Annotated in this window: 21 protein-coding genes; 12 read left to right on the top strand and 9 right to left on the bottom strand. The window is 72.1% G+C overall.

Translation table 11 applies throughout. From position 1 onward, the window contains the following. Positions 1–10 precede the first annotated feature (10 nt). Positions 11–1,279, bottom strand: a complete 1,269-nt coding sequence (gene serS, locus G567_RS0108050) for a serine--tRNA ligase (RefSeq protein WP_028929585.1) — start codon at positions 1,277–1,279, stop codon at positions 11–13. A 152-nt stretch (positions 1,280–1,431) separates the two neighbouring features. Between serS and G567_RS0108045 the strand changes: the two genes are divergently transcribed. Together G567_RS0108045 and G567_RS0108040 are read left to right on the top strand one after the other, a co-directional pair. Further along, on the top strand, positions 1,432–3,096 hold the full coding sequence (locus G567_RS0108045; protein ID WP_028929584.1) for an AMP-binding protein: 1,665 nt from the start codon (positions 1,432–1,434) through the stop codon (positions 3,094–3,096). Positions 3,097–3,345: 249 nt separating this feature from the next. Beyond that, positions 3,346–3,732, top strand: a complete 387-nt coding sequence (locus G567_RS0108040; protein ID WP_028929583.1) for a cold-shock protein — start codon at positions 3,346–3,348, stop codon at positions 3,730–3,732. 2 nt (positions 3,733–3,734) lie between these two features. On the opposite strand, the gene G567_RS27485 is transcribed toward G567_RS0108040, so the two are convergent. From G567_RS27485 to G567_RS0108025, 3 genes are read right to left on the bottom strand one after another with little or no spacing between them, the layout of a single operon-like run. Beyond that, on the bottom strand, positions 3,735–4,220 hold the full coding sequence (locus G567_RS27485; RefSeq protein WP_037056416.1) for a DUF2771 family protein: 486 nt from the start codon (positions 4,218–4,220) through the stop codon (positions 3,735–3,737). A gap of 23 nt (positions 4,221–4,243) precedes the next feature. After that, positions 4,244–5,980 carry an MFS transporter gene (locus G567_RS0108030; protein WP_028929582.1) on the bottom strand — a complete coding sequence of 579 codons (1,737 nt, stop codon included), beginning with the start codon at positions 5,978–5,980 and terminating at the stop codon, positions 4,244–4,246. A gap of 29 nt (positions 5,981–6,009) precedes the next feature. After that, positions 6,010–6,783 (bottom strand): glutaminyl-peptide cyclotransferase, encoded by a 774-nt coding sequence (locus G567_RS0108025; RefSeq protein ID WP_028929581.1) that lies wholly within the window; start codon positions 6,781–6,783, stop codon positions 6,010–6,012. 28 nt (positions 6,784–6,811) lie between these two features. Here G567_RS0108025 and G567_RS0108020 point away from each other — a divergent pair, with 28 nt between their 5' ends. From G567_RS0108020 to G567_RS0107990, 7 genes are all read left to right on the top strand, one after another. Then, a complete protein-coding gene (locus G567_RS0108020; RefSeq protein ID WP_147200936.1) occupies positions 6,812–7,600 on the top strand; it encodes a DUF3027 domain-containing protein in 789 nt (262 codons plus the stop codon). Between the two features lie 5 nt (positions 7,601–7,605). Continuing rightward, positions 7,606–10,584, top strand: coding sequence for a sacsin N-terminal ATP-binding-like domain-containing protein (locus G567_RS27480; protein WP_051232564.1), 2,979 nt, complete (start codon positions 7,606–7,608; stop codon positions 10,582–10,584). 42 nt (positions 10,585–10,626) lie between these two features. Further along, a complete protein-coding gene (gene mshA, locus G567_RS27475) occupies positions 10,627–11,943 on the top strand; it encodes a D-inositol-3-phosphate glycosyltransferase (protein ID WP_245585588.1) in 1,317 nt (438 codons plus the stop codon). Between the two features lie 4 nt (positions 11,944–11,947). Next, positions 11,948–12,433 (top strand): type III secretion system chaperone family protein, encoded by a 486-nt coding sequence (locus tag G567_RS0108005; protein ID WP_028929579.1) that lies wholly within the window; start codon positions 11,948–11,950, stop codon positions 12,431–12,433. 226 nt (positions 12,434–12,659) lie between these two features. Next, positions 12,660–13,487, top strand: a complete 828-nt coding sequence (locus G567_RS0108000) for a DUF4349 domain-containing protein (RefSeq protein ID WP_028929578.1) — start codon at positions 12,660–12,662, stop codon at positions 13,485–13,487. Between the two features lie 109 nt (positions 13,488–13,596). Beyond that, positions 13,597–14,031, top strand: coding sequence for a MarR family winged helix-turn-helix transcriptional regulator (locus G567_RS0107995; RefSeq protein ID WP_028929577.1), 435 nt, complete (start codon positions 13,597–13,599; stop codon positions 14,029–14,031). Between the two features lie 132 nt (positions 14,032–14,163). After that, complete coding sequence (locus tag G567_RS0107990) at positions 14,164–15,738, top strand: AMP-binding protein (protein ID WP_028929576.1); 1,575 nt, start codon at positions 14,164–14,166, stop codon at positions 15,736–15,738. A gap of 231 nt (positions 15,739–15,969) precedes the next feature. Here the strand turns inward: G567_RS0107990 and G567_RS27470 are convergent, their stop codons facing one another. From G567_RS27470 to G567_RS0107975, 3 genes are all read right to left on the bottom strand, one after another. Beyond that, a complete protein-coding gene (locus G567_RS27470; RefSeq protein WP_051232562.1) occupies positions 15,970–16,383 on the bottom strand; it encodes a GNAT family N-acetyltransferase in 414 nt (137 codons plus the stop codon). Positions 16,384–16,513: 130 nt separating this feature from the next. Further along, on the bottom strand, positions 16,514–17,737 hold the full coding sequence (locus tag G567_RS27465; protein ID WP_028929575.1) for a low temperature requirement protein A: 1,224 nt from the start codon (positions 17,735–17,737) through the stop codon (positions 16,514–16,516). A 103-nt stretch (positions 17,738–17,840) separates the two neighbouring features. Next, the gene (locus G567_RS0107975; protein ID WP_147200935.1) at positions 17,841–18,083 is read right to left on the bottom strand and encodes a hypothetical protein; all 243 of its coding nucleotides are present in this window, start codon (positions 18,081–18,083) and stop codon (positions 17,841–17,843) included. Positions 18,084–18,173: 90 nt separating this feature from the next. Between G567_RS0107975 and G567_RS0107970 the strand changes: the two genes are divergently transcribed. The 3 genes from G567_RS0107970 to G567_RS27460 all read left to right on the top strand — a co-directional run bounded on the left by G567_RS0107970 (position 18,174) and on the right by G567_RS27460 (position 20,825). Next, positions 18,174–18,737: a TetR/AcrR family transcriptional regulator gene (locus G567_RS0107970; protein WP_028929573.1), complete on the top strand. Its 564-nt coding sequence runs from the start codon at positions 18,174–18,176 to the stop codon at positions 18,735–18,737. A 156-nt stretch (positions 18,738–18,893) separates the two neighbouring features. Further along, the gene (locus tag G567_RS0107965) at positions 18,894–19,466 is read left to right on the top strand and encodes an OsmC family protein (RefSeq protein ID WP_028929572.1); all 573 of its coding nucleotides are present in this window, start codon (positions 18,894–18,896) and stop codon (positions 19,464–19,466) included. Between the two features lie 114 nt (positions 19,467–19,580). Beyond that, entirely contained in the window at positions 19,581–20,825 is a 1,245-nt protein-coding gene (locus G567_RS27460) for an MFS transporter (RefSeq protein WP_051232557.1), read from the top strand. 25 nt (positions 20,826–20,850) lie between these two features. On the opposite strand, the gene G567_RS37340 is transcribed toward G567_RS27460, so the two are convergent. Both G567_RS37340 and G567_RS0107950 read right to left on the bottom strand, forming a co-directional pair. After that, complete coding sequence (locus G567_RS37340; RefSeq protein WP_147200934.1) at positions 20,851–21,576, bottom strand: DF family (seleno)protein; 726 nt, start codon at positions 21,574–21,576, stop codon at positions 20,851–20,853. Positions 21,577–21,776: 200 nt separating this feature from the next. Next, positions 21,777–22,286 carry a VOC family protein gene (locus tag G567_RS0107950; RefSeq protein WP_028929571.1) on the bottom strand — a complete coding sequence of 170 codons (510 nt, stop codon included), beginning with the start codon at positions 22,284–22,286 and terminating at the stop codon, positions 21,777–21,779. Positions 22,287–22,370 lie beyond the last annotated feature (84 nt).

Below are 22,370 nucleotides of genomic sequence, written 5' to 3'. Positions count from 1 at the left end.
CGCCGGGCGCTCAGTCGGGTGTCAGGACGTCGAAGCCGGTGTAGGGGACCAGCGCCTCGGGAATGCGCACCGAGCCGTCGGCCTGCTGGCCCTGCTCCAGGACCGCGACCAGCGTGCGCCCGATCGGCATCCCCGAGCTGTTCAGGGTGGCGGCGAAGCCGCGGGTGCCGTCCTTGGCCTTGGTGCGGATCCCGGCGCGGCGGGCCTGGAACGTGCCGAAGTCCGACGCCGAGGCGATCTCACGGTAGCGCTGCTGACCGGGCAGCCACACCTCGATGTCGTAGGTGAACTCGGCGGAGAACCCGATATCGCCCGCCGCCAGCTTCACCACGCGGTAGGCGAGGCCGAGCCCCCGCATGACGGCCTCGGCGTGCCCGAGCAGCACCTCCAGCTCCTCGCGGGACCGCGCCGGATCGACGATGCGGACGAGCTCGACCTTGGAGAACTCGTGCATGCGGATCAGGCCGCGGGTGTCCTTGCCGTACGAGCCCGCCTCGGAGCGGAAGCACGGGGTGTGCGCGGTGTAGGCCAGCGGCAGATCCTCGACGGCGAGGGTCTCGCGGGCGTGCAGGTTGGTCAGCGGAACCTCGGCGGTGGGGATGAGGTAGAGCTCCCGGTCGCCGACGCCGGTCTTGAACAGATCCTGCTCGAACTTCGGCAGCTGCCCGGTGCCGGTCATCGTCTCGCGGTTGACCAGCGTCGGCACCGAGAACTCGAGATAGCCGTGCTCGGCGGCGAGGTCGAGGAAGTAGCGGGCGAGCGCGCGTTCGAGCGCCGGGCCCTTCCCGCGCAGCACGGCGAACCGCGGGCCGGCGAGCTTGGTCGCCCGCGCCAGGTCGAGGATCCCCAGCCGCTCGCCGAGGTCGGCGTGGTCGAGCGGGGTGAAGTCGAACGCCGTCGGCTCGCCCCAGCTGCGGACGACCTCGGCGTCGGCGTCGCTGGCGCCGTCGGGCAGTTCGTCGGCGGGCAGGTTCGGGATGCCCAGCAGGACGTCCTGCAGCTGCGCCTCGAGCTGCCTCGTCTCGGTCTCCGCGGCCGTGACGACGGCCTTGAGCTCGCGGGCCTGCTCGACCAGCGCGGGCCGTTCCTCCGTGGTGGCCGACCTGACCGCCGCCGCGGTCCGCTTCGCTTCCGCGCGCGCCTCGTCGCCCCGGTGAATCGCCGAGTTTCGGGACGCCAGGAGCTTCTCCAGGGACTCGACGTCCAGGTGGAAGCCGCGCCGGGCGAGCTTGCGGACGGCGTCGGTCGTGGGATCGAGCAGGACGCGGGGGTCGTGCATGGTCCGAGGGTATCGCCTGGGCGGCGCCGGGACTCCCGCGCGGTTTGCCCTCCCCACCTGGGGGTGGCGACCATCTCGTCTCGGGGACACGATGAGGTTGGGAACACCCTGAGAGGTTCGAGGCCTCGCACCGCATCGAGGAGTACAACGCCGTGACTTCCGCTGGCGCCCCTGCCGTTCCGTCCTACACCTCCGGAATCTCCGAGGTTCCGCTACTGGGGGACACGATCGGCGACAACTTCGACCGGATGGCGACCGCGCAACCGGACGCCGAAGCGCTCGTCGAGGTGCCCACCGGACGCCGCTGGACCTACGGCCGGCTGCGGGAGGAGCTGGACACACTGGCGATGGGGCTCCTCGCCGCCGGCCTTTCCAAGGGCGACCGGCTGGGGATCTGGGCGCCGAACATGGCGGAGTGGACGCTGATCCAGTACGCCACCGCCAAGATCGGCGTCATTCTCGTCAACATCAACCCGGCGTACCGGACCCACGAGCTGGAGTACGTGCTCAACCAGGCCGGGATCTCGGTGCTGGTGGCCGCGCGGTCGTTCAAGACCTCCGACTACGCCGCGATGATCGACGAGGTTCGGCCGCGCTGCCCGCAGCTGCGCCAGGTGGTGCTCATCGGCTCGCCCGAATGGGACGCGCTGGTCGAGTCGGGCCGGGACGGCGACCGCACCGAGCTGGCCCGGCTGCAGGCCCAGCTGAGCCCCGACGACCCGATCAACATCCAGTACACCTCGGGCACGACCGGGTTCCCGAAGGGCGCGACGCTGAGCCACCACAACATCCTCAACAACGGCTACTTCGTCGGCCGGCTGTGCGGCTACACCCCCGCGGACCGGGTGTGCATCCCGGTGCCCTTCTACCACTGCTTCGGCATGGTGATGGGCAACCTGGGCGCCACCACCAACGGCGCGACCATGGTCATCCCGGCCCAGGGCTTCGACCCCAAGGCCACCCTGGCCGCCGTCGCCCGGGAGCGGTGCAGCTCGCTCTACGGGGTGCCGACGATGTTCATCGCCGAGCTCAACGACCCCGAGTTCGACTCCTACGACCTGTCCAGCCTGCGCACCGGGATCATGGCCGGCTCGCCGTGCCCGGTGGAGGTGATGAAGCAGGTCGTGGACCGGATGGGGATGACCGAGGTGACGATCTGCTACGGCATGACCGAGACCTCGCCGGTGTCCACCCAGACCCGGGCGGACGACTCGCTGGACCGGCGGGTCTCCACCGTCGGCCGGGTGCATCCGCACGTCGAGATCAAGATCGTCGACCCGGAGACCGGGCTCACCGTGCCCCGCGGGGTGCCCGGTGAGTTCTGCACCCGCGGCTACTCGGTGATGCTCGGATACTGGAACGAGCCGGAGAAGACGGCCGAGGCCATCGACCAGGCACGCTGGATGCACACCGGTGACCTCGCGGTGATGGACTCCGACGGCTACGTCAACATCACCGGCCGGATCAAGGACATGGTCATCCGGGGCGGGGAGAACCTCTACCCCCGCGAGATCGAGGAGTTCCTCTACACCCACCCCGATGTCCTCGACGCGCAGGTGATCGGCGTGCCCGACGCGCGGTTCGGCGAGGAGCTGTGCGCCTGGGTGACCCTTCGCGAGGGTGCTCCCGCGCTCACCGCGGAGGCGCTGCGCGAGTTCGCCACCGGCAAGCTCGCCCACTACAAGATCCCCCGCTATGTCGTGATCGTCGAGGAGTTCCCGATGACGGTCACCGGCAAGATCCGCAAGGTCGAGATGCGCGAGCGGTCGGTGGAGATCCTCGGCCTCGCCGACGCCGCCACGATCCGCAACGCCTGACCCTCGGCCGCCCCGCTCCACCGGACGGATCGCACGCAAGTGCCGTTCGTCCGGTGGAGAGGGGGCATTTGGCCGGTGCGCGCGGTTGGGGGACAGGACTAGGCTGTGCCGTGCGCGTCCCGGTGTCGCTCAACGAGCCGACCTGAGCATGGCGGACCAGGCACCCGGGGCGCGTTTGTTGTGCGGACATGGGGTATTCCGGCGGGTGCCGCGCGACAGCGGGGATCGATCGAGGAACGGGTGAGCAAGGTGCCGACCGGCAGGGTCAAGTGGTACGACGCCGACAAGGGCTTCGGGTTCCTCGCCCAGGACGGGGGCGAGGACGTCTATGTCCGCAAGTCCGCGCTGCCGCCCGGGGTGCAGGCCCTCAAACCCGGTCAGCGGGTGGAGTTCGGGATGGCCGAGGGTCGACGTGGCCCGCAGGCGCTCTCGGTCCGGCTGGTCGAGGCGCCGCCGTCGGTCGTGGAGGCCACCCGGCGACCCGCGGAGGAGCTGCACGGCCTGATCGAAGACATGATCAAGTTGCTCGACTCGCGGGTGCAGCCCGACCTGCGCCGCGGCCGATACCCCGATCGCAAGACGTGCAAGCTGGCGGCCGAGGTGGTCCGCGCCGTGGCCCGGGATCTGGACGGCTGACCTCACAGGGGCTGTTGAGCTGCGACGAGGACCCAGCTGCCGCGGACGGGGAACTCGATCTCACCGGTCTGCTCGTTCGCCACCGGCGCGGGCCCGAACTGCTGCACCTGCGCGGTGAGCAGCGTGTCGGCGGCGTCCGGCAGGACCAGCGTGTAGTCGCGCTGGGTGTTCGGCGCGAACACCGGGCTGCGCCCGTCGACCTTCTGGTCGTCCGGGCCGTGGTAGCTGAACACGACGTGCCACGGGGCGGACGACAGCTCCTCCGGCACGGCAATGTGCACCGGCATGCCCGCGGGTACCGGCAGGTGCACCTCGGCGTTCGCGTCGGCGGAGCAGTCGGTGAGCTTGAGGTCGCAGTACTGGGTCGGGCCGGTGGTCCGCTCCTGCCCGCTCACGGTGAACGTCACCGTCGGCGGCGCCCCGGAACCACATCCGGCGAGCAGCACGGCGAGGACGGCCAGCAGGGCCGGGAACAGGCGGCGGGGCACGACCACAACCCTACGGAGCGGACTCAGTGCACCACCGGTTGCGGGTCCGGCCGAGTCTCCCGCACCCCCAGTCCCGGCACGAGGCTGCCCCCGCGGCTGATCATGACGGACTGGGTGCCCACCACCGCGACGATGGCGGCGACCGCGGCGAACCCGATCCAGAACGTACTGTGCGGCATCAGCATCCCGAGCGCACCACCGAACACCCAGGCCAGCTGCAGCACCGTCTCCGAGCGGCCGAACGCCGACGCCCGGGACTCCTCGGGCAGGTCACGCTGGATGACCGCGTCCAGACAGACCTTGGCCATCGCGCTCGAGGTCGCCGCAACGAGGCCCACGACGGCGGCCGTCACGATCCCGGGGAACACCGAAGCGACCACCGCCGAGGCACAGGCCGCCGCGACGGCCGCGACGACGACGGCGTCGACGCGCCGGAACGACGACCGCGAGCCCACGGCGTTGCCGATGAACGAGCCGATGCCCGCCGCCGCCCCGACGATGCCGATGAGCAACAACTGCCGAGCCGGTTCCTGCTCGGTCTGGGCCTTGACCACGAACGCCACGAACAGTGTGAGGAAACCGGTGAGCACCCGGACCGAGCCGTTGGCCCACAGCGCGACGAGCACGTGCCGGCCCATCGGTCTTCGCCGTCCGCGCCGGGTGCTGCGCAGGGCGGCGGGCACCTCGCCCGCCGTGACCTCGACCCAGCGCGGGATGCGCAGGCACAGCACGGCCCCGGCCACCGCCAGCGCGGCGGTGTAGAACAGCGCCCCCGGCGAGTCGAACAGCCCGGCCACGCCGGCACCGACGCCGCCGAACACCGCACCCGAGGCCAGCCCGAACACCGTCAGCCGGGAGTTGGTGGTGACCAGGGTGATTCGCTCGGGCAGCACCCGTGGGGTGACCGCCGCCTTGAGCACCATGAACGACTTGCTCAGCACCATCACGCCCAGCGCAGCAGGATAGAGCAGCCAGTTGTCGTAGTTCAACGCCATCACCACCGCCAGCCCGGCGCGGCCTGCGAAGGAGAGGGCCAACGCGGCCCGGCGGCCGCGCTGCAGCCGGTCCAGCAGCGGGCCGATCACTGGCGCGACCAGGGCGAACGGCGCCACGGTGATCGCCAGGTACAGGGCGACGTTGGTCTTGGACTCCGCGGTGGCCGCGGCGAAGAACAGGGTGTTGGCCAGCGCGACGGCGACCGCGGCGTCCACGGCGTAGGTCATCATGGTCGCGTAGGTCAGCGCGGTGAGCCCGGAGCGGTCGGCGCCATCCGCGGTCGCGGCCCGGTGGAAGGTGCGGACCGCGTTCTCGGTGAGCTGCCTGCTACGCATCGCCGCGACCCTGGTGACCGTCAGCTTGCTCGGGACCCGCGGGCCGCGCGGCTGCTCGTCGGCCTCGTCGCGATCCGGGGCGGCGTCGCCGTCCGGCTCGGCGTCCGGCTCCGGGCCGGGTGGCTGCCATTGCGGTGGGGGCGGTGGGTTGCGCCGGTACTCCGAAGGGTCGTAGTCCGGGTCGTCGTGCCAGGGATACCGGCGTCGGATCACCGGTGCGATCGGTGGCGGCAGCCGCGTCGACCCGGAGCCGGACGGCTCGGGCTCGCCACGCCGCTGCGCCGGGTCCGCGGGCGCCGGGTCCGCCGGCGGCGAACCGCGGGTGACCGGCCCGCCGTCGATCGTCACCCAGGTCCGCCGCGCGCCGGAACGCCGGCCGCGGCGGGGGCGGGGAAATCCGGACCTGGGCACCCCACCATTCTGGCGCATCGAACCGACCGCGACGCCCTCGTCGAGGCTCAGGGCCCCAAGCGCACCCGGAACGTCGCGGGCCATCGCTTACCGGTCAGCAGGAACGTCCCGTCACCGAGCGCGGCGATGCCGTTGAGCACGTCGGTCCCGCCGCGGCGGGACGGGTCGAGCAGCCCCGAGGCGTCGACGACCGCGGTCACCCGGCCATCCGCCGGATCGATGCGGACGAGCCGATCGGTGGGCCACACGTTGGCCCACACCTGCCCGTCGACGCATTCGAGCTCGTTGAGCCCGGGCACGGCCCGGCCGTCGAGCGTCACCCGCACGGAACCGGTCTCGACGAAGCCGACCGGGTCGTGGAAGCGCAGCCGATCGGTGCCGTCGGACCGCACCAGCCGCCCGGCACCGGGCTGGCTGCACAGGCCCCAGCCCTCGCCGTCGATGCGGACCTGACGCAGCAGCCGCAGCGTCGCCCGGTCCCATTCGAGCGCGACGCCGTCGCGCCAGGTCAGCTGCCAGATCCGGGAGCCGACGACGGTGATGCCCTCGCCGAACAGCTCCCCGGGCAGCCCGACGGCGTGGCGGACCGCCCCGGTGGCGGGGTCGAGCTCACGCAGCTGCGAACGGCCCGCCAGCCCGGTGCCTTCGTAGAGGGTGTCGCCGGCCAGCTCCAGACCCTGGGTGAACGCGGTGGGGTCGTGTGGCCGCTCGGCGAGCACCTGCGGATGCCACACCGGTACGGCCGGCGTCGGGGCGGCGCAACCCGCCAGCGTCGAGGCCGCGAGCACGAGAGCGGCCGGGAGCGCACGCCAGACCGTCACGATTGGCGAGGGTGGCACAATCGTGAGGGTGAGTGCCGCTTTGCCCCACGACCCGTCGCAACTGCTCACGGACACGGTTGCGTTGGCCCGCGCCGCCGCGGTCGACGAGGCAGCCCTCGACGTCGGTTCCGCGGCCGCCGGGGAGGCCGTCGGCGAGCACCTGGAGAGCGGCCCGGAGGGCGACTGCGCGAGCACCCACTTCTTCGCCGCCACCCACGCGGGTTACCGCGGCTGGCGGTGGGCGGTCACGCTGGCCTGCGCGGGCGCCGGGGAGCCGGTGACGGTCAGCGAGGTCGTGCTGCTGCCCGGGCCCGACGCGCTCGTCGCGCCGTCCTGGGTGCCGTGGCAGGAGCGGGTCCGCCCCGGTGACCTCGGCGTCGGTGATCTGCTGCCCACGACCCCGAACGACCATCGCCTCGTCCCCGGCTACGTCGAGTCCGACGATCCGGCGGTCGAGGAGGTCGCGGCCGAGGTGGGCCTCGGCCGCCGCCGAGTGCTCAGTCACGCCGGTCGCCTCGAGGCCGTGCAGCGCTGGCAGGAGGGCCGGCACGGTCCGTCGGCCGCGATGGCCAAGGCCGCGCCGGGACCGTGCGGCACCTGCGGGTTCTTCCTGCCGCTGGCCGGTTCGCTGCGCGGGAGCTTCGGGGTCTGCGGCAACGCGTACTCCCCGGCCGACGGTTCGGTCGTGGCCGTCGAGTTCGGTTGCGGGGCGCATTCGGACGTCGCCGCCGAGCCGGGATCGCCGGTGCAGGTCGCCGCGCTGGTCTACGACGACGGGGTCGACCTCGCCGCCGACCTGGAGCAGATCGGTTCCTGAGCGCGGTGACCGCCTCCGAGCACCGCGAGCCCGCCGGCGACCCCTTCGGCACCGCCGATCTTCGCGCCGCCGTTCTCGACGCCTGGGCCGCGTCGCCGACCCGCTTCCGGGAGGACGCGAACGCCGAGGAGGACCTGCTGCTCGGCGGGTACGCCGACGCGTGGTTGGTCGAGCTGGCCCAGAACGCCGCCGACGCCGCCCGCGCCGCTGGTGGCCGGGGGCGGCTGCGGGTCGCGCTCGCCGGCCCCGGATCCGGACCGGGGTACGACGGCGAGCTGCGGGTCGCCAACACCGGTGCTCCGCTGAACACGGCCGGGGTCGCCGCGCTGGCGTCGCTGCGTGCGTCGGCCAAACGCGACGACGAGGGCGCGGTCGGCCGCTTCGGGATCGGGTTCGCCGCGGTACTGCGGGTCTCGCGGGAGCCGCGGGTCGTCTCCGGCGCCGGTCGCGGTGTCCGCTTCTCCGCGATGGCGACGGCGGCCGCGGCGCGGGTGCTGCCGGGACCGGCCGCCGAGCTCGCCCGCCGCGGCGATCAGCTACCGGTGCTGCGGCTGGTCTGGCCGGTGGAGGCGGACGAACCCGCGCCCCCCAAGGGGTACGACACCGAGGTCCGGCTCCCGCTCGGCGATCGCGGAGCCGACGGTCCGGTCCTGCTCGCCGCGGCCGCCGAAGCCGCCCCGGACCTGCTGATCGCACTGCCGGACCTGGTCGAGATCACGGCGGGGGAGGCGGTGTTCCGCCGGACCGAGGACGGCCAGGGCCGGATCCGAATCGGAGCCCGGCGCTGGCTGCTGGCCGGGGCGGCCGGGCGGCTCGACGCCGCCGACGCGCAGACCCAGGCCGTCGAGCAGCGCGGCCGGCGGGACTGGTCGGTGACCTGGGCGTTGCCCGTGGACGAGGCCGGGCGCCCGCAGCCGCTCGACGCCGACGTGCTGCACGCGCCGACCGCGAGTACCGAGGCCCTCTCGCTGCCCGCGCGGCTGATCGCGACGGTGCCGCTGGAGCCGGACCGTCGCCGGGTCCGCCCCGGTCCGGTGACCGAGCGGGTTCTCGCCGCCGCCGGAACCGCCTATCTCGACCTGATCCGCGCCGTCGAACCCATCCACCGCGGGGCGCTGGTCCCGGTGCCGGGTTTCCCGCGCTCGCAGCTCGACGGCCGGGTGCGTGGGATGCTGCTCGACGCGTTGCGGGGGGCGGCCTGGCTGCTGTCGGCGGGCGGGGACGAGTTGGTCCCGCGGCGTGCCGAATGGCTGGACATCCCCGGTGCCGAGGGACTGGCCCGGGTGCTGGCCGCCGGGGTGGACGCGGAGGACTTCGCCGGGCTCGCCGACCCCGCCGCGGTGGCCGGGACCCCCGCGAACGTGCTGGGTGAGCTCGGGATGCGTCGGCTCGGCGCGGCCGAGCTGGTCGACCGGCTGGTCGGTCTGCGCCGTCCCGCGAGCTGGTGGCGCGCGGTGTACGCGGCCCTGGAACCGGCCGCCGAGACCGTCCCGGGGCTGCTCGAGGAGCTGCGCGGGCTGCCGGTGCCGCTGGCCGACGGGCGTACCGTCGCGGGGCCTGAGTCGGTGCTGCTGCCGACCGGGGAGCCGGACGGACCGGTTGCGGCGCTGGCCGGGCTCGGGCTGCCCGGCCTGCGCATCGCCGACGCGGAGGCCACCCATCCGCTGCTGGCCAGGCTCGGGTCCGTCGCAGCCGATGCGGAGGCGGTCCTGGAGCGGCCCGCGCTGCGCGAGGCCGTCGAGCGCTCGGTCGACGACGCCGAGGCGGGCCTCGGCACCGCCCCGCTGGCCGACGCCGTGCTCGCGTTGGTGGCCGAGCTGGGCCCGGCAACGGTGGCCCGGCACCGCTGGCTCGGCGCCCTCGCGCTGCCCGACGACGAGGGCAGCCCCGCCCGCGCCGACGAACTGGTCCTGCCCGACGCCGCGCTGCGCCCGCTGCTGGCCGACGACGCCCCGGTCGGCGTGCTCGACGCCGGATGGACCGAGAGGGTGCCGCGTGGGGTGCTGAACGCGGTCGGCGTGCTCGACGGCTTCACCGTCGTCGTCGATGACGAGCCCGCGGGTCCCGACCACGACCTGCACGACGAGGACCTCTGGTGGGACAGCCGCGACCACCCGCCGATGCGGGTGGTCGCCGTCCGGGACCTCGACCTCGTCGCCGACGACGCCTGGCCGGCCGCGCTGCGGCTGCTGGCCGGCGAGCCCGCCACCCGGGCCGCGGTCCTCGAGGGGGGCTACACGTCGTGGTGGCTGGCCGAGCATGCGCGGCTGGGTGGGTACCGCCCCGGGCACTGGCGGCTGCGCTCGGCGACGGAGCTGGCACAGCTGTACGACCCGGCGCCGGCCGAGGGGGTCGACGAGGCACTGCTCTACGCGATCGGGGTGCGCGCCGCGTTGGCGGTGGAGGGTCCGGAGGACGCCGTGGACCTGCTCGAACGGCTCGTCGATCCGGTCCGCCGCCCCGACGTCGCGTTGATCGCGGCCGCGCATACCGCGTTGTCGGAGGCGGTCGCCGACGGCTGCGTCGACCCCGGTGAGCTCGATCCGCTCGAGCGGGTCCGGGCGCTGGACGGCACGGTCGTCCCGATCGACGAGGCGATGGTGCTCGACCACCCGTGGTTGGCCGAGGTGCTGTCGTCGGCCGACCTGGTGGCGGGCGGCGCCCCGGGATCACTCGCGGACCTGCTGGATCTGCCGCTTGCCTCCGACGTGGTCGAGGCCGCGGTCGTCGGGAGCGGTGAGCCGCGATGCTGGTCCGACTCCGCCGAGGTGGTAGTGGCCTGCGCCACACTCGGGGTCGAGGTCCCGGCCGGCGAGATGATCGTCCATGATGCTCTGGTGATCGATATGCGCCGCCCGGCCATGGGTCGGCGCAGCGTTCCGGCCTGGCCGGATGGGGAAGGCCGGTGGCATGCCACCGATCCGATCCGGGCCCTACTGGGGCTGTTGGCCTGCGGTTCGCAGGCCGATCCGGCCGCCGAGTGACGCCGTGGGCCGCGTGCTAGGAAATACACCGTGAACGATCGTCTGGGCGGTCTGCTGCCGCCCGTGCTGCCGAACCGGGTGAGCGTGCTTTCGGTCCACACCTCGCCGCTGGAGCAGCCGGGGACCGGCGACGCCGGCGGGATGAACGTCTATATCGTGCAGACCGCGCTGCGCATGGCCGGCCGGGGTGTCGACGTCGAGATCTTCACGCGCGCCACGTCGTCGGAGCTGCCACCGACGGTCGAGATGGCACCCGGGGTGCTCGTCCGGCACGTCGCGGCCGGGCCGTTCGAGGGCCTCGGCAAGAACGACCTGCCCGGCCAGCTGTGCGCGTTCACGGCCGGGGTGCTGCGCGCCGAGGCGCGGCACGATCCCGGCTACTACGACGTCGTGCACTCCCACTACTGGCTGTCCGGCCAGGTCGGCTGGTTGGCCCGCGACCGTTGGGGGGTGCCGCTGGTGCACAGCGCGCATACCCTGGCCCGGGTCAAGAACACCGCCCTCGCGGAGGGCGACCCGCCGGAGCCGATGGTGCGCATGATCGGCGAGGACCAGGTCGTCGCCGAGGCCGACCGGCTTGTCGGCAACACCGAGACCGAGGCCCGCCAGCTGGTCGAGCTGTACGGGGCCGATCCCTGTCGCATCGTCACCATTCCGCCCGGCGTCGACCTGAACCGTTTCACCCCGGGTGATCGGACGGCCGCGCGCGCCGCGCTCGGCATCGCGCCGGACGACGTCGTGCTCGCCTTCGTCGGCCGGATCCAGCCGCTCAAGGCGCCGGACGTGCTGCTGCGCGCCGCGGCCGAGTTGCTGCGTCGCGACCCGGACCTGCGGTCCCGCCTGGTCGTGCTGGTCGCGGGCGGGCCGTCGGGCAGCGGGCTGACCGAGCCGACGGCGCTGCAGAGCCTCGGCGCCGCGCTGGGGCTGACCGGTTCCGACGGCGTGCTGCGGTTCCTCCCGCCGCAGTCCGGGTCCGCGCTGGCGGACGTCTACCGCGCGGCCGACGTCGTCGCCGTGCCGAGCTACAACGAATCGTTCGGCCTGGTGGCGCTGGAGGCGCAGGCGTGCGGCACCCCGGTCGTCGCGGCGGGTGTCGGGGGACTGCCGGTCGCGGTGGCCGACGGGCGGTCGGGGCTGCTCGTTCCCGGCCACGGCGCCGAGCAATGGGCTGACGCACTGGCGCGGGTCGCCCTCGTCCCTGGCCGGCGCGACGAACTGGGCGCCGGCGCCGTCGAGCACGCCCGTGACTTCTCCTGGGAGCGGACGACCGATGCGCTGCTCGCCACGTATGCCGAGGTGGGCGCGGAGTTCGCCGCCCGGCAGCCGGCCGGCGTGCTGGCGGAACTGATCGACTCCTGACGCCATGGACACCGGGGAGCTGGCCGGCCTGATCGGCGCGGTGCTGCGCGATCTGGGGGTCGACCACCACCAGCGCGAGCCGGGCCAGTTCCTGGTCACGCTGCCGGGAACCCATCGGCTGAGCACCCAGTGCTGGCTGGTCGCGCGCGAGCACACGCTGTTCGTGCAGGCGTTCGTCTGTCGTCAGCCCGACGAGAACCACGAGGGTGTCTACCGTTTCCTGTTGCAGCGCAACGCGCGGCTCTACGGCGTGCACTATGCGCTGGACCGGATCGGCGATATCCACCTCATCGGCCGGGTCTCGCTGCACGCGGTCGGCGCCGCGGAGCTCGACCGTATCCTCGGCCAGGTCCTCGAGGCCGCCGACGGCGATTTCAACACGCTGCTGGAGCTGGGCTTCGCCGAGTCCATCCGGCGTGAGTACGCCTGGCGGTCCGAGCGCGGGGAGTCGCTGGCCAATCTGCGGGCGTTCGAGCACCTCGTCGACTGACGCCCCGTCCCGCCCGTCCCCGACCGGGATCGTCGCCATCTTCGACGCCCCGATCATGAGCCGTGGGGGTGAGTTGCGGAGGGCATGAGCGTGGGGCGGCGTGGTAGCGGGCGCCCGGGGCGTCATGAGGCCGGGGCGTTGCGCGTTTGTGATCCATCCCGACCCAACCCGCGCGGTGTCGGCCCCCGTCCTCTGATCGAGTGGGCTGCCGGCCGAGGAGGCGGACGTGAGACGACGAGGGCGCTGGATTCTCGCGGGAACTGCGGTGCTGGGGGTGGCCGCCGCCGGGCTTCTCGTCGCTCCGGTCGGCGGATCCGGCGGCGCGTCGAGTGCCTTCGACGCCTCGCCGCCGCGCGCGGTCGCCCCGGAGTTCAACGGGGAGCCGGTCCCGGCGGCCCCGCCCGGATTTCGCAGCGTCGACCGCGCGGTGGTGCGGACGGCCGAGGTGCGCCTGGAGGTCGCCGACGTGGCCGCCGTGGCCCGAAACGTGCGCAGCGCGGCCACGGCGGCGGGTGGGTTCGTCGCCGACGACCACACCGACGACGACGGTGCCATGCTGACGCTGCGGGTTCCCGCGGACCAGCTGGATCCGCTGGTCGAGCGGGTGGGCACGATGGGCCGGTTGCTGATGAGCAGCAGCACCGCGCAGGACGTCACCGAGCAGTCGATCGATCTCGAGGCTCGGGTGACCAGCCAGCAGGCCAGCGTCGCCCGGGTGCGCTCGTTGCTCGCCAGGGCCGAGACGATCGGCGAGGTGGTGGCCGTCGAGTCGGAGCTGGCCCGGCGGGAGGCGGAGCTGGAGTCGCTGCAGCGCCGCCTGGCCGCCCTGCGCGACCAGGTGCAGCTGTCCACGCTCGACGTCGACCTGCGAGCCGCGCCCGGGCCGGGTGCTCGCCCTGGCTTCGGGGCCGGACTCGGAGCCGGCTGGGACGGGCTGCGGACCCTCGGCGCCGGGTTGGCGGCCGCGATCGGTTTCCTGCTGCCGTTCCTGCCGGTCCTCGCGGTACTCGCGGGGTTGGGCTGGTTCGGGTGGCGACGGGTCCGCAACCGATGATCACGCACGGTCGGTTGGGGAAGATCGGTCGCACGGGCATTCGTATCGCAGTGCGACATGATGGGGTGGTGACGGCCCGGGCGTCGACGGCGCGTGGTGTCATGTTCCCGTGACGGCGGAGGACGAGCGGCCGGAGACGGCGCCGTTGACCAAGCGCGACTTCGAGGCGTTGGCCGAGTTCCGTTTCGGGATCCGCCGCTACCTGAGGTTCAGTGAGGAGACGGTGCGCCGCCAAGGCCTCACCCCCCAGCAGTACCAGCTGCTGCTGGCGCTGAAGGGGTTCCCCGGCCGGGAGTGGGCGACGATGGGGGAGCTGGCCGACCGGCTCCAGCTGCGCCACCACAGCACCGTGGAGCTGGTCAACCGGGCGCAGGGCCAGGGGCTCGTGGACCGGGTCGCGCATCCGCAGGACGCGCGCGCGGTCCGGGTGGTGCTGACCGAGCAGGGCGAGGACGTCCTGGGGCGGCTCAGCGCGTTGCACCGCGACCAGCTCGGCCGGATGCGGACCGTTCTCACGCTGCCGAGGTGGCAGGCGCCGGACTGACGGCGACCCGGGGCCGTCACCCTGCGTAGGAGCCAAGCCGGGTGGGCCGTGACGGTCCGTATCCGCGATTAAATGCTCGCACGGCCCGGGTTCCTGCCCGGTGTCCCATCCGCCCGTCGCGAGGGAGTAGCGATGACCATCCGCAGCCCGTATCCGGATGTCGAGATCCCCGAGGTCTCGTTGTTCGAGTTCTTGTTTGCCGATGGTTTCGGGGACCGTACCGACGCCCCCGCCCTGATCGACGGCGGTTCGGGAGCCTCGATCAGTTTCGCCCAGCTCCACGGGATGGTCGTGAAGATCGCGGCGGCGCTGGCCGAGCGGGGGATCGGCGCCGGGGACGTGGTGGCGTTGTTCGCGCCGAACACTCCATATTGGGTAGCCGTGTTCCACGGTGTGCTGCGCGCCAACGCGATCGTGACCAGCGCGAACTCCCTCTACACCCCCGGTGAGCTGGCCCATCAGCTCGCCGACTCCGGCGCCAAGCTGCTGATCACGATCGCGCCGTTCCTCGACCGCGCGGTCGCCGCGGCCGAGCAGGCCGGGCTGACCGGCGACGCGATCATCACCATGGACAAGGCCGAGGGCCATCCGGCGCTGGCCGACCTGCTGGCGACCACGGCCGAGCCGCCCGCGCTCACCGTCACCGCGACCGACACCGCCGTGCTCCCATACTCCTCGGGCACCACCGGCAAGGCCAAGGGCGTCGTGCTGACCCACCGCAACCTGGTGGCGAACCTGCTGCAGATCCAGCCGCTGATTCAGGTCAGTCCGGAGACCAAGATCCTCGCCGTGCTGCCGTTCTTCCACATCTACGGCATGACGGTGATGATGAACCAGGGCGTGCACGGGCGCTCAACCGTGATCACCATGCCCAAGTTCGACCTCGTCGAGTTTCTCCGGGTCATCTCCACCCACCGGATCCAGCGCGTCTACATCGCCCCGCCGGTCGCGGTCGCGCTGGCCAAGCACCAGGTCGTCGACTCCTACGACCTGTCGTGCATCGAGGTGATCGTCTCCGGGGCCGCGCCGCTGGACGCCGAGCTCGGCCGCGCCGTCGCCCGGCGGCTGGGTTGCCGGGTGCTGCAGGGCTACGGGATGACCGAGATGAGCCCGGTCAGCCACTGCATTCCGGACGATCGCCCGGACATCGACCTCAACAGCGTCGGGTTCGCCCTGCCGAACATGGAGTGCAAGCTGGTCGACCCCGGCACCGGGAAGGAGGTCGGACCCGGTGAGCGCGGGGAGCTGTGCTGCCGGGGGCCGAACATCATGACCGGGTATCTGAACAACCCGGAGGCCACCGCGGCGACGCTGGACGCCGATGGCTTCCTGCACACCGGCGACGTGGCCACGGTCACCGACGACGGGGTGTTCACGATCGTCGACCGGGTCAAGGAACTGATCAAATACAAGGGCTACCAGGTGCCGCCCGCCGAGCTGGAGGCCCTGCTGCTGACCCACGAGAAGATCGCCGATGCCGCCGTCATCGGGGTGCACGACGCCGAGGGCGAGGAGGTGCCCAAGGCGTTCGTCGTGCTGCAGCCGGGCGCCGCGCTCACCGAGGACGAGGTGATGGCCTTCGTGGCGGAACGGATCGCCCCGCACAAGAAAGTCCGCGTCGTCGAGTTCATCGACGCGGTGCCGAAGTCCGCATCGGGCAAGATCCTGCGCAAGGACCTGCGCGCCCGCGAGCCGCAGGCCACCTGAGCCAGGCGCGTCGCCGCGCCCCTTCCGAGTGGCCAGGCCAGGCCGCGTACCTCGCGAGGTCGCGCTACCCGGGTTCGCCCGCCGCCTGTGCGCAAAGGGGTCGCGTAGGCCGATTGGCGACTCGGGCCGTCGAACCCACAAGCCGTCGTCTGAACAGGGATTGCCCTGCTCGGAGCCGCAATATGGCCGTAGGGCCCTGGCCGGAAGCGGGCCACCATCCCACGGCGTGGGTCAGGTGAGGCGATCGAATGGGGGCGCATAGCGGAATCGGCCGGGGACGACCGTTCCGGACAGCACCCGCGCCTGAAACGCCGCGGCCCAGGTGGGGTCCGGGGCCGCGATCCCGTGCCCGGCGGCCGCACTGAAGCCGAACCGGCGGTAGTAGGCGGGGGCGCCGAGCAGCGCGACCAGCGGCTCATCGCAGGCTTCGGCCGCAGCCAGGATCGCGTGCATCAGCGCGGTACCGACGCCGCGTCCCTGGTGAGCCGGATCGATGCCCAACGGCGCCAGGCCGAGCACGGCGGTGCCCGACGGTTCCAGGCTCGCGCGGGTGGCGAGGACGTGGCCTATCACCGCGCCTGTCGCCGAGACCGCGACCAGGGACAGCCGCGGCAGCCACCACGGGCCGCGACGCAGTTCGTCCATCAACCGACGCCGTGAGCTGGACCCGCCGGCACTATCGTCCCCGCGCCGTCGAGACCCGTGGGCAACGTTGCTGGATCAGCTGGTTCGCCGCGCACGGACGGTGCGACAGCCCGGGCTGACCCGGCGCCGCTCACGCCGAGGCGCCGACTCCGCGACGGGCGTGGCGGTGATCGGCGGCCACCCGCAGCACGACGACCGCCCAGACCGGGACGCTCATGGCGACAACCGCCCAGGGCAGCGCGAACCCGACGGCGGTTGCCGCCCCGATCCCACCCAGGAGGACGCAGGCCGCGAGGACGTAGCCGAGCTTCTCGTTGGGCGCCGCCTCCAGCGGTGCGTGCAACGCCCACACGAGCAGCAGGTAGACCATGACCGGTACGGCGACGGCGAACCCCGCGACGCCGGCCGGTGCGGCGATGGGGTGGATCAGCGTCTCCGCCACCACCTCCAAGCCCGCGCCGAGTGCGGCGAGCCCGGCGAAGATCCCGTAGTGGCCGTACCCCCACCAGAAGGACCGCTCCCGGTGTTCGGCCAGACCTTTCCCGGCCGGCGCGAGGAAGTACAGCCACCAGCAGGCGAACAGCAATATCAGGCTCCCGCCGCCGACCAGGACGGTGTCGCGGGTGACGCCCGCCGCAACCGCCGGGGCGAGCGCGCGGGACGCGGCCAGGACGCTCTCGCCCAGCACGATGATGGTGAACAGCCCGTAGCGCTCCGCGATGTGGTGGGGGTGCCAGGGCGTGCCGCTGCGCCGTTCGGCCCACATGGGCACCGCGAGCTCCGCGACGACGAGGACCAGGAAGCCGACGAATCCCGCGGTCCCCGGTAGCGCCAGCCGAACGAGCCAGCCGATCTGCACCGCGGCGGTGCCGAGCGCGTACCGGTGCGCGGCCGCTCGATGTGCCGGATCGTTGCGCGCGGCGCGCAACCACTGCATCAGCATGGCCACGCGCATGATCACGTAGCCGATGGTCACCGCGGTGAAGTTCTTGTCGTTCAAGGCGGCCGGGACGCCCGCCGCGAGCACGAGTACCCCGCCCATCTGCAGGAGGGTCAGCAGGCGGTAGGGTGTGTCGTCGCAGTCGTAGGCGGAGGCGAACCAGGTGAAGTTCATCCACGCCCACCAGATCGCGAAGAACACCATCAGGTAGCCGGGCAGGCCCTCCGCCACGTGGTTCTCGACGATGGCATGGGCGAGTTGCGCCGCCGCGGCGGCGACGGCCACGACGAACGTCAGGTCGAACAGCAGCTCCAAGGACGTCGAGACACGATGGGGCTCGTCCGTGTCGCGGGCGAGCATCGGGACCCGCCATCGTCGGCCGCCGGCCGCCGCTATCCCGGGATGGTCACTCATCGGGCGCCGTCCCTTCCCCGCCGACATGCGTCACGAACGCGGCTGTCGTCAGCCGATATTTGTCGACGGCGTGCCGATCAGCCAACACTCTCAGGCGGTCGGTTCACAGTCCACGGTCGCGAGCCCGCACCAGCCACCAGACGGTCATGAGCAATCCCAGCGCCGCGGCGCCCCGGACCACGGCGCTGGCCGCGACGTCCCAACCCGGGCCCGTGAGGCCGAGCGCCCAGCGAACGCGCCAGAAGCCCGCGGCCGGCGCCACGAAGACAGCGGTTCCCAGGGCGACCGCCAGCATGATCTCGACCGTCCGCGCCTGGCGCCGGGTCTCGCCGCCCGGGGGCTCCATCCGCATGAGTGTGGCCGCGTCGCGTGCCCGTGCCAACCGGACACCGAGCCGGTCCTTGTTTGTCTACCTTCTAGAAGGTAGCCTTCGAGCGTGGCCGATACCCGAACCAAATTGCTGGACGCGGCAACCGAGCTGGTGCGCAGTCGTGGCTATTCCGCATTCAGCTATGCGGATCTGGCCTCCGCCGTGAAGATCAGGAAGGCGAGCATTCACTACCATTTCCCCACCAAGGAGGACCTCGGCGCGGAGCTGGTCAGTTCCTGGCGGGCGCAGTCCTTGGCCAAGATGGATCGGATCGGCCGTGACGGTAGAGACACGTTCGACAAGCTGGAGCGTTACTCGACGCTCTATCGGGCCGATCTGCCGCACGGACTGATCTGCCCGTGCGGCGCGCTGGCCGCCGAGGCCGATGCGATACCGGAACGGGTCCGGGCGGAGGTCGATCGCTTCTTCGAAGCCAGCATCGCGTGGCTGACCCGAACGCTGGCGGAGGGCGGGGCCCGGGCGGAGGTGCGGGTCGACGTCGATCCCGCCTGGTCGGCACGTTCCATCCTGTCCACGTTCCAGGGGGCGTTGATCGTGGCCCGGTCGATGGCCGATACCGAGTTCTTCGATGAAGTGGTGTCGACCACGCTCGCCAGGCTCCGCCCCTGAACGTCACGAACGTGATCGCGCCCCGACCGAGCTGTGCCCAATTCTGTCCCATATATACCAACTAGTAGGTAGTTGTTGCCTCGCGACGGATACCTCCATCAGCCACTCCACTCCATGAAATGTCATGCCGAGCACGAGCACCCGAGAGGAACCATCATGACCACAAGGAATGCGGTCGACGGCACCCGTCCCTACGCCGACGCGAAGGGGCTGCGGGAGAACACCGAGGCGGTCCGCCGCAATCCCGACCTCGGACATGCCGTCTTCCGGGTCTCGGGCGTCTCCGCCGGCGGCCTGGCCGTTGACGGCCGGACCGGTCCGCTGACCCAGGCCGGGCAGACCGACCAGGCCCGGTCCGGCCGGTTCACGTTCCGGGTCGATGAGCCCGTCAGCTTGGGCGGCAACGATACGGCGACCTCTCCGGCCGAGTATGTGCTGCAGGCCCTCATCGGTTGTTATGCGGTCACGATCACCTCGCTCGCGGCTCTGCGGGATGTCGAACTCGACAGCTTCACGATCGAAACGGACTTCAACATCAATCTGGCCGGCTTCCTCGGGGTCGGTCCGCAGGTCCGCCCCGGTGCCGAGAGCATCAACATCGAGGTGTCGCTGGTCAGTCCCACGGCCACCCGCGCACAGCTGGAAGACCTGATCAAGGCCGTGGAGGAGCGTTCACCCATCCGTGACACGATCGCCAACCCGGTCCCCGTCACGACCACCCTCAAGTAGCCACTCCGCTCGCAGGGGTGGGGCCCGCACACCGCGAGGCCCGCCCCTTTCACACCGGGCTCTCGGTGGCGTTCCCCGCGGGAGTCGACCGCACGAAAGGCGACGGGATAGTCGATGACCCTCGGCAGTCGTCATGTCCAGCTGGGACTGATCGCGGCAGTGCAGGTGCTGGGCATGGTCATGTGGTTCTCCGCCTCCGCGGTCGTGCCCGCCCTGCGCGAGGCCTGGCATATCGGCGACCTCCAGGCGGTGTGGCTGACGGCCTCGGTGCAGGTCGGCTTCGTGATCGGAGCGGCCGTCTCGACCCTGCTCAACCTGCCGGACCGCTTCCCGCCCCAGTACGTCACCATGGGTAGCGCACTCGCCGCGGCGGCGAGCACCGCGGCCGTCCCGGTCCTCGCCGATGGATTCGCGACCGCGGTGGCACTCCGACTGGTCACAGGCGCGTGCCTCGCCGGTATCTATCCCGTGGGAATGAAGCTGATGGCGTCCTGGTTCGGGGTGTCGGGCAGGGGGCAGGCGCTGGGGGTCCTGGTCGGCGCGCTCACCCTGGGATCATCGTTACCCCACCTGATCAACGGGTTCGGCAGGCTGCCGTGGCAAGCCGTCCTGTTCGCCTCCGCCGTGCTGGGGGTGGTCGCCGCGGTGGTGGCCGGGCTTCTGGTGCGGCAGGGGCCGCACATCGGTGCGGCGGGTGCGCGGCTCAACCCTCGGTATGCGATCGAGATGTTCCGGGAGCGCGGCCCCCTGCTGGCCAACCTGGGGTACTTCGGCCACATGTGGGAGCTCTACGCCCTATGGACGTGGCTGCCGTCGTTCCTGCTGGCCGGTCTCGCGGCCGGTGGCACGGCGGACCCGTCGCGAACGGTGCTCGGCGTGATCGCCTTCGTGGTGATCGGTTGCGCGGGCGCGGTGGGCGCGGTCGTGGGAGGGGTGGGTGCGGACCGGTACGGCCGCGCTCCAGTGGCCACGGCGGCGCTGGTGGTCAGCGGTGCCTGCTGCCTGGTGTCCCCGCTGATCTATGGGGCGCCGCTGGCCGTCCTCATCGCCGTACTGCTGGTGTGGGGCGCGGCGGTGATCGCGGACTCCGGCGTGTTCTCCACCACGCTGAGTGAGGTGGCCGACCACCGCTACGTCGGTACCGCTCTGACTGCGCAGACCGCGATCGGCTTCCTGCTGACCGTCGTGAGCATGAACCTCGTCCCTTTGTTGGCGGCTCAGCTCGGCTGGCGGTACGCCTTCCTGCTGCTCGCACCCGGGCCGGTGCTGGGCGCTATCGCGATGCGATCACTCGGCCGTCGGCTCAGGTACGAGCCTTCAGGCGGGCGGAGCACCGATCCGGCAGCACGTGTGGGATGAGCACGGTCCGCCCGGTGGCACAGCACTACGGCAGGTAGTGGTCGATACGGCGCAGCAGCGCGCCGAGCCGGCCCCGTTCGTGCCGGCCCCGGTTGATCACGATGGTGCGCAGGGCATCGATCCCGCCGAACAGCCGGCCGGGGAGGGGATGCTCCTCCCGGTCGGCGGTCGGCGGTCGGCGGTCGGCGGTCGGCGGCCGGCGCGGGCGCAGGAGGCTCAGCACCCACTCGTCGGGCGGGGTGCCGCGCAGCCCGTCCGGGCCGGCGTAGAGCCGGCAGCTCAAGCCGGAGTCCCGCCGCTCGTCGGCGCCCGGGTCGACGTCGCGGCCGTCGACCCGGATGGTGGGCGAGCCGAGGAACCGCTCCTGCCGCGCCTGGTCCGGGTCGTTGACGACCCGCACCCGGACCGGTTCGGTGCGGCCGGAGTCGGCCACCAGCCGCCGCAGCCGGGGCAGGTAGTCCGCGGCGTGCGGGCAGCCCTCGGTGTGCACCATCTCCACCGCCATCGCACGCACCGCGTCGCAGCTGTCTGGCCCACCCTCGGCCAGATGCAACAGCGACTCCACGTCGTCGAGCGCGAAGCCCAGCTGCTGTGCCCTCTTGATGAACCGCACGATGCGCACCGCCTGCGGGCCGTACGCGCGGTACCCCGACGAGGATCGATCCGGCTCCGGTAACAACCCTCGCCGCTCGTAGTACTGCAACGTCTGCGGGTTCACCCGTGCCCGCGCGGCCACCTCGCTCGTCCGCACCCGCCCAGCATGAACCCTGTACCCGGGTACCGGGTCAAGGGCAACGAGGGTTCCGACATCAGCAGCCGGCACCCCGCTACACTTTTGCAAGTCTCTTGCAACTACTAGGAGGCGGCGTTGGTGGTCGTTCTGGCATATCGACCGTGCCGACGTCGTGCGGGTCGGCCCGTTCGCGCGGGCCGACCCGCACTGCAACCGGGTCAGGGCGAGACGGGAACGGAGACGCCGATCCCGCCGCGGGTCTCGGCGCCGTACCGGGCGATCTCGGCCTCGAGGTCGAGCGGTTGCGTCGTCATCTCGACGTGCTCGGGAAGTCGATCGGCCGGGACGAGCCAGCTGACCTCGAACTCGAGGCCGTCGGGATCCTGCGCGTAGATCGCCTTGGTGGTGCCGTGGTCCGAGGCGCCGACGAGCGCGCCGTGTTCGGCAAGCACGCCCGCGATGCGCTTGAGCTCGGCGAGGGTGTCGACCTCCCAGGCCAGGTGGTAGAGCCCGACGGTCGCGCGCCCGGCCTGCGAGGCGCCCGCGTTCGCCCCGATCGCGAACAGGCCCAGATCGTGGTCGTTCGTGGAGTCCTCGGCCTGCAGGAAGGCGGCCCGGCCGGGGATGGAGACCTTGGTGCGGAAGCCGAGGGCCTCGCTGTAGAAGGCGACGCTGCGGTCGACGTCGCGGACGTAGAGGACGGCGTGGTTCAGGCGCTGCACGGGCATCGGAGCCTCCGAGAAAATTGAGCGTTCAACGAAGTACGATAGGACCAAACAGATGAGAGTTCAAGTTATTCCGGTAGTCTCGAC

Origin of the sequence: Pseudonocardia asaccharolytica DSM 44247 = NBRC 16224, assembly GCF_000423625.1 — a bacterium.
Lineage (GTDB): Bacteria > Actinomycetota > Actinomycetes > Mycobacteriales > Pseudonocardiaceae > Pseudonocardia > Pseudonocardia asaccharolytica.
The sequence above is the reverse complement of the archived record's forward strand: the minus strand, read 5'-3'. Positions and strand labels throughout refer to the sequence as shown.

Coding starts and splice junctions, on each gene's coding strand:
- G567_RS0107975 (WP_147200935.1), bottom strand. CDS start 18,083: ATGGAGCCCCCGGGCGGCGAGACCCGGCGCCAGGCGCGGACGGTCGAG.
- G567_RS0108030 (WP_028929582.1), bottom strand. CDS start 5,980: ATGCGCCAGAATGGTGGGGTGCCCAGGTCCGGATTTCCCCGCCCCCGC.
- G567_RS0107950 (WP_028929571.1), bottom strand. CDS start 22,286: ATGCCCGTGCAGCGCCTGAACCACGCCGTCCTCTACGTCCGCGACGTC.
- G567_RS27465 (WP_028929575.1), bottom strand. CDS start 17,737: ATGAGTGACCATCCCGGGATAGCGGCGGCCGGCGGCCGACGATGGCGG.
- serS (WP_028929585.1), bottom strand. CDS start 1,279: ATGCACGACCCCCGCGTCCTGCTCGATCCCACGACCGACGCCGTCCGC.
- G567_RS27460 (WP_051232557.1), top strand. CDS start 19,581: ATGACCCTCGGCAGTCGTCATGTCCAGCTGGGACTGATCGCGGCAGTG.
- G567_RS0107990 (WP_028929576.1), top strand. CDS start 14,164: ATGACCATCCGCAGCCCGTATCCGGATGTCGAGATCCCCGAGGTCTCG.
- G567_RS0107965 (WP_028929572.1), top strand. CDS start 18,894: ATGACCACAAGGAATGCGGTCGACGGCACCCGTCCCTACGCCGACGCG.
- G567_RS27470 (WP_051232562.1), bottom strand. CDS start 16,383: ATGGACGAACTGCGTCGCGGCCCGTGGTGGCTGCCGCGGCTGTCCCTG.
- G567_RS0108005 (WP_028929579.1), top strand. CDS start 11,948: ATGGACACCGGGGAGCTGGCCGGCCTGATCGGCGCGGTGCTGCGCGAT.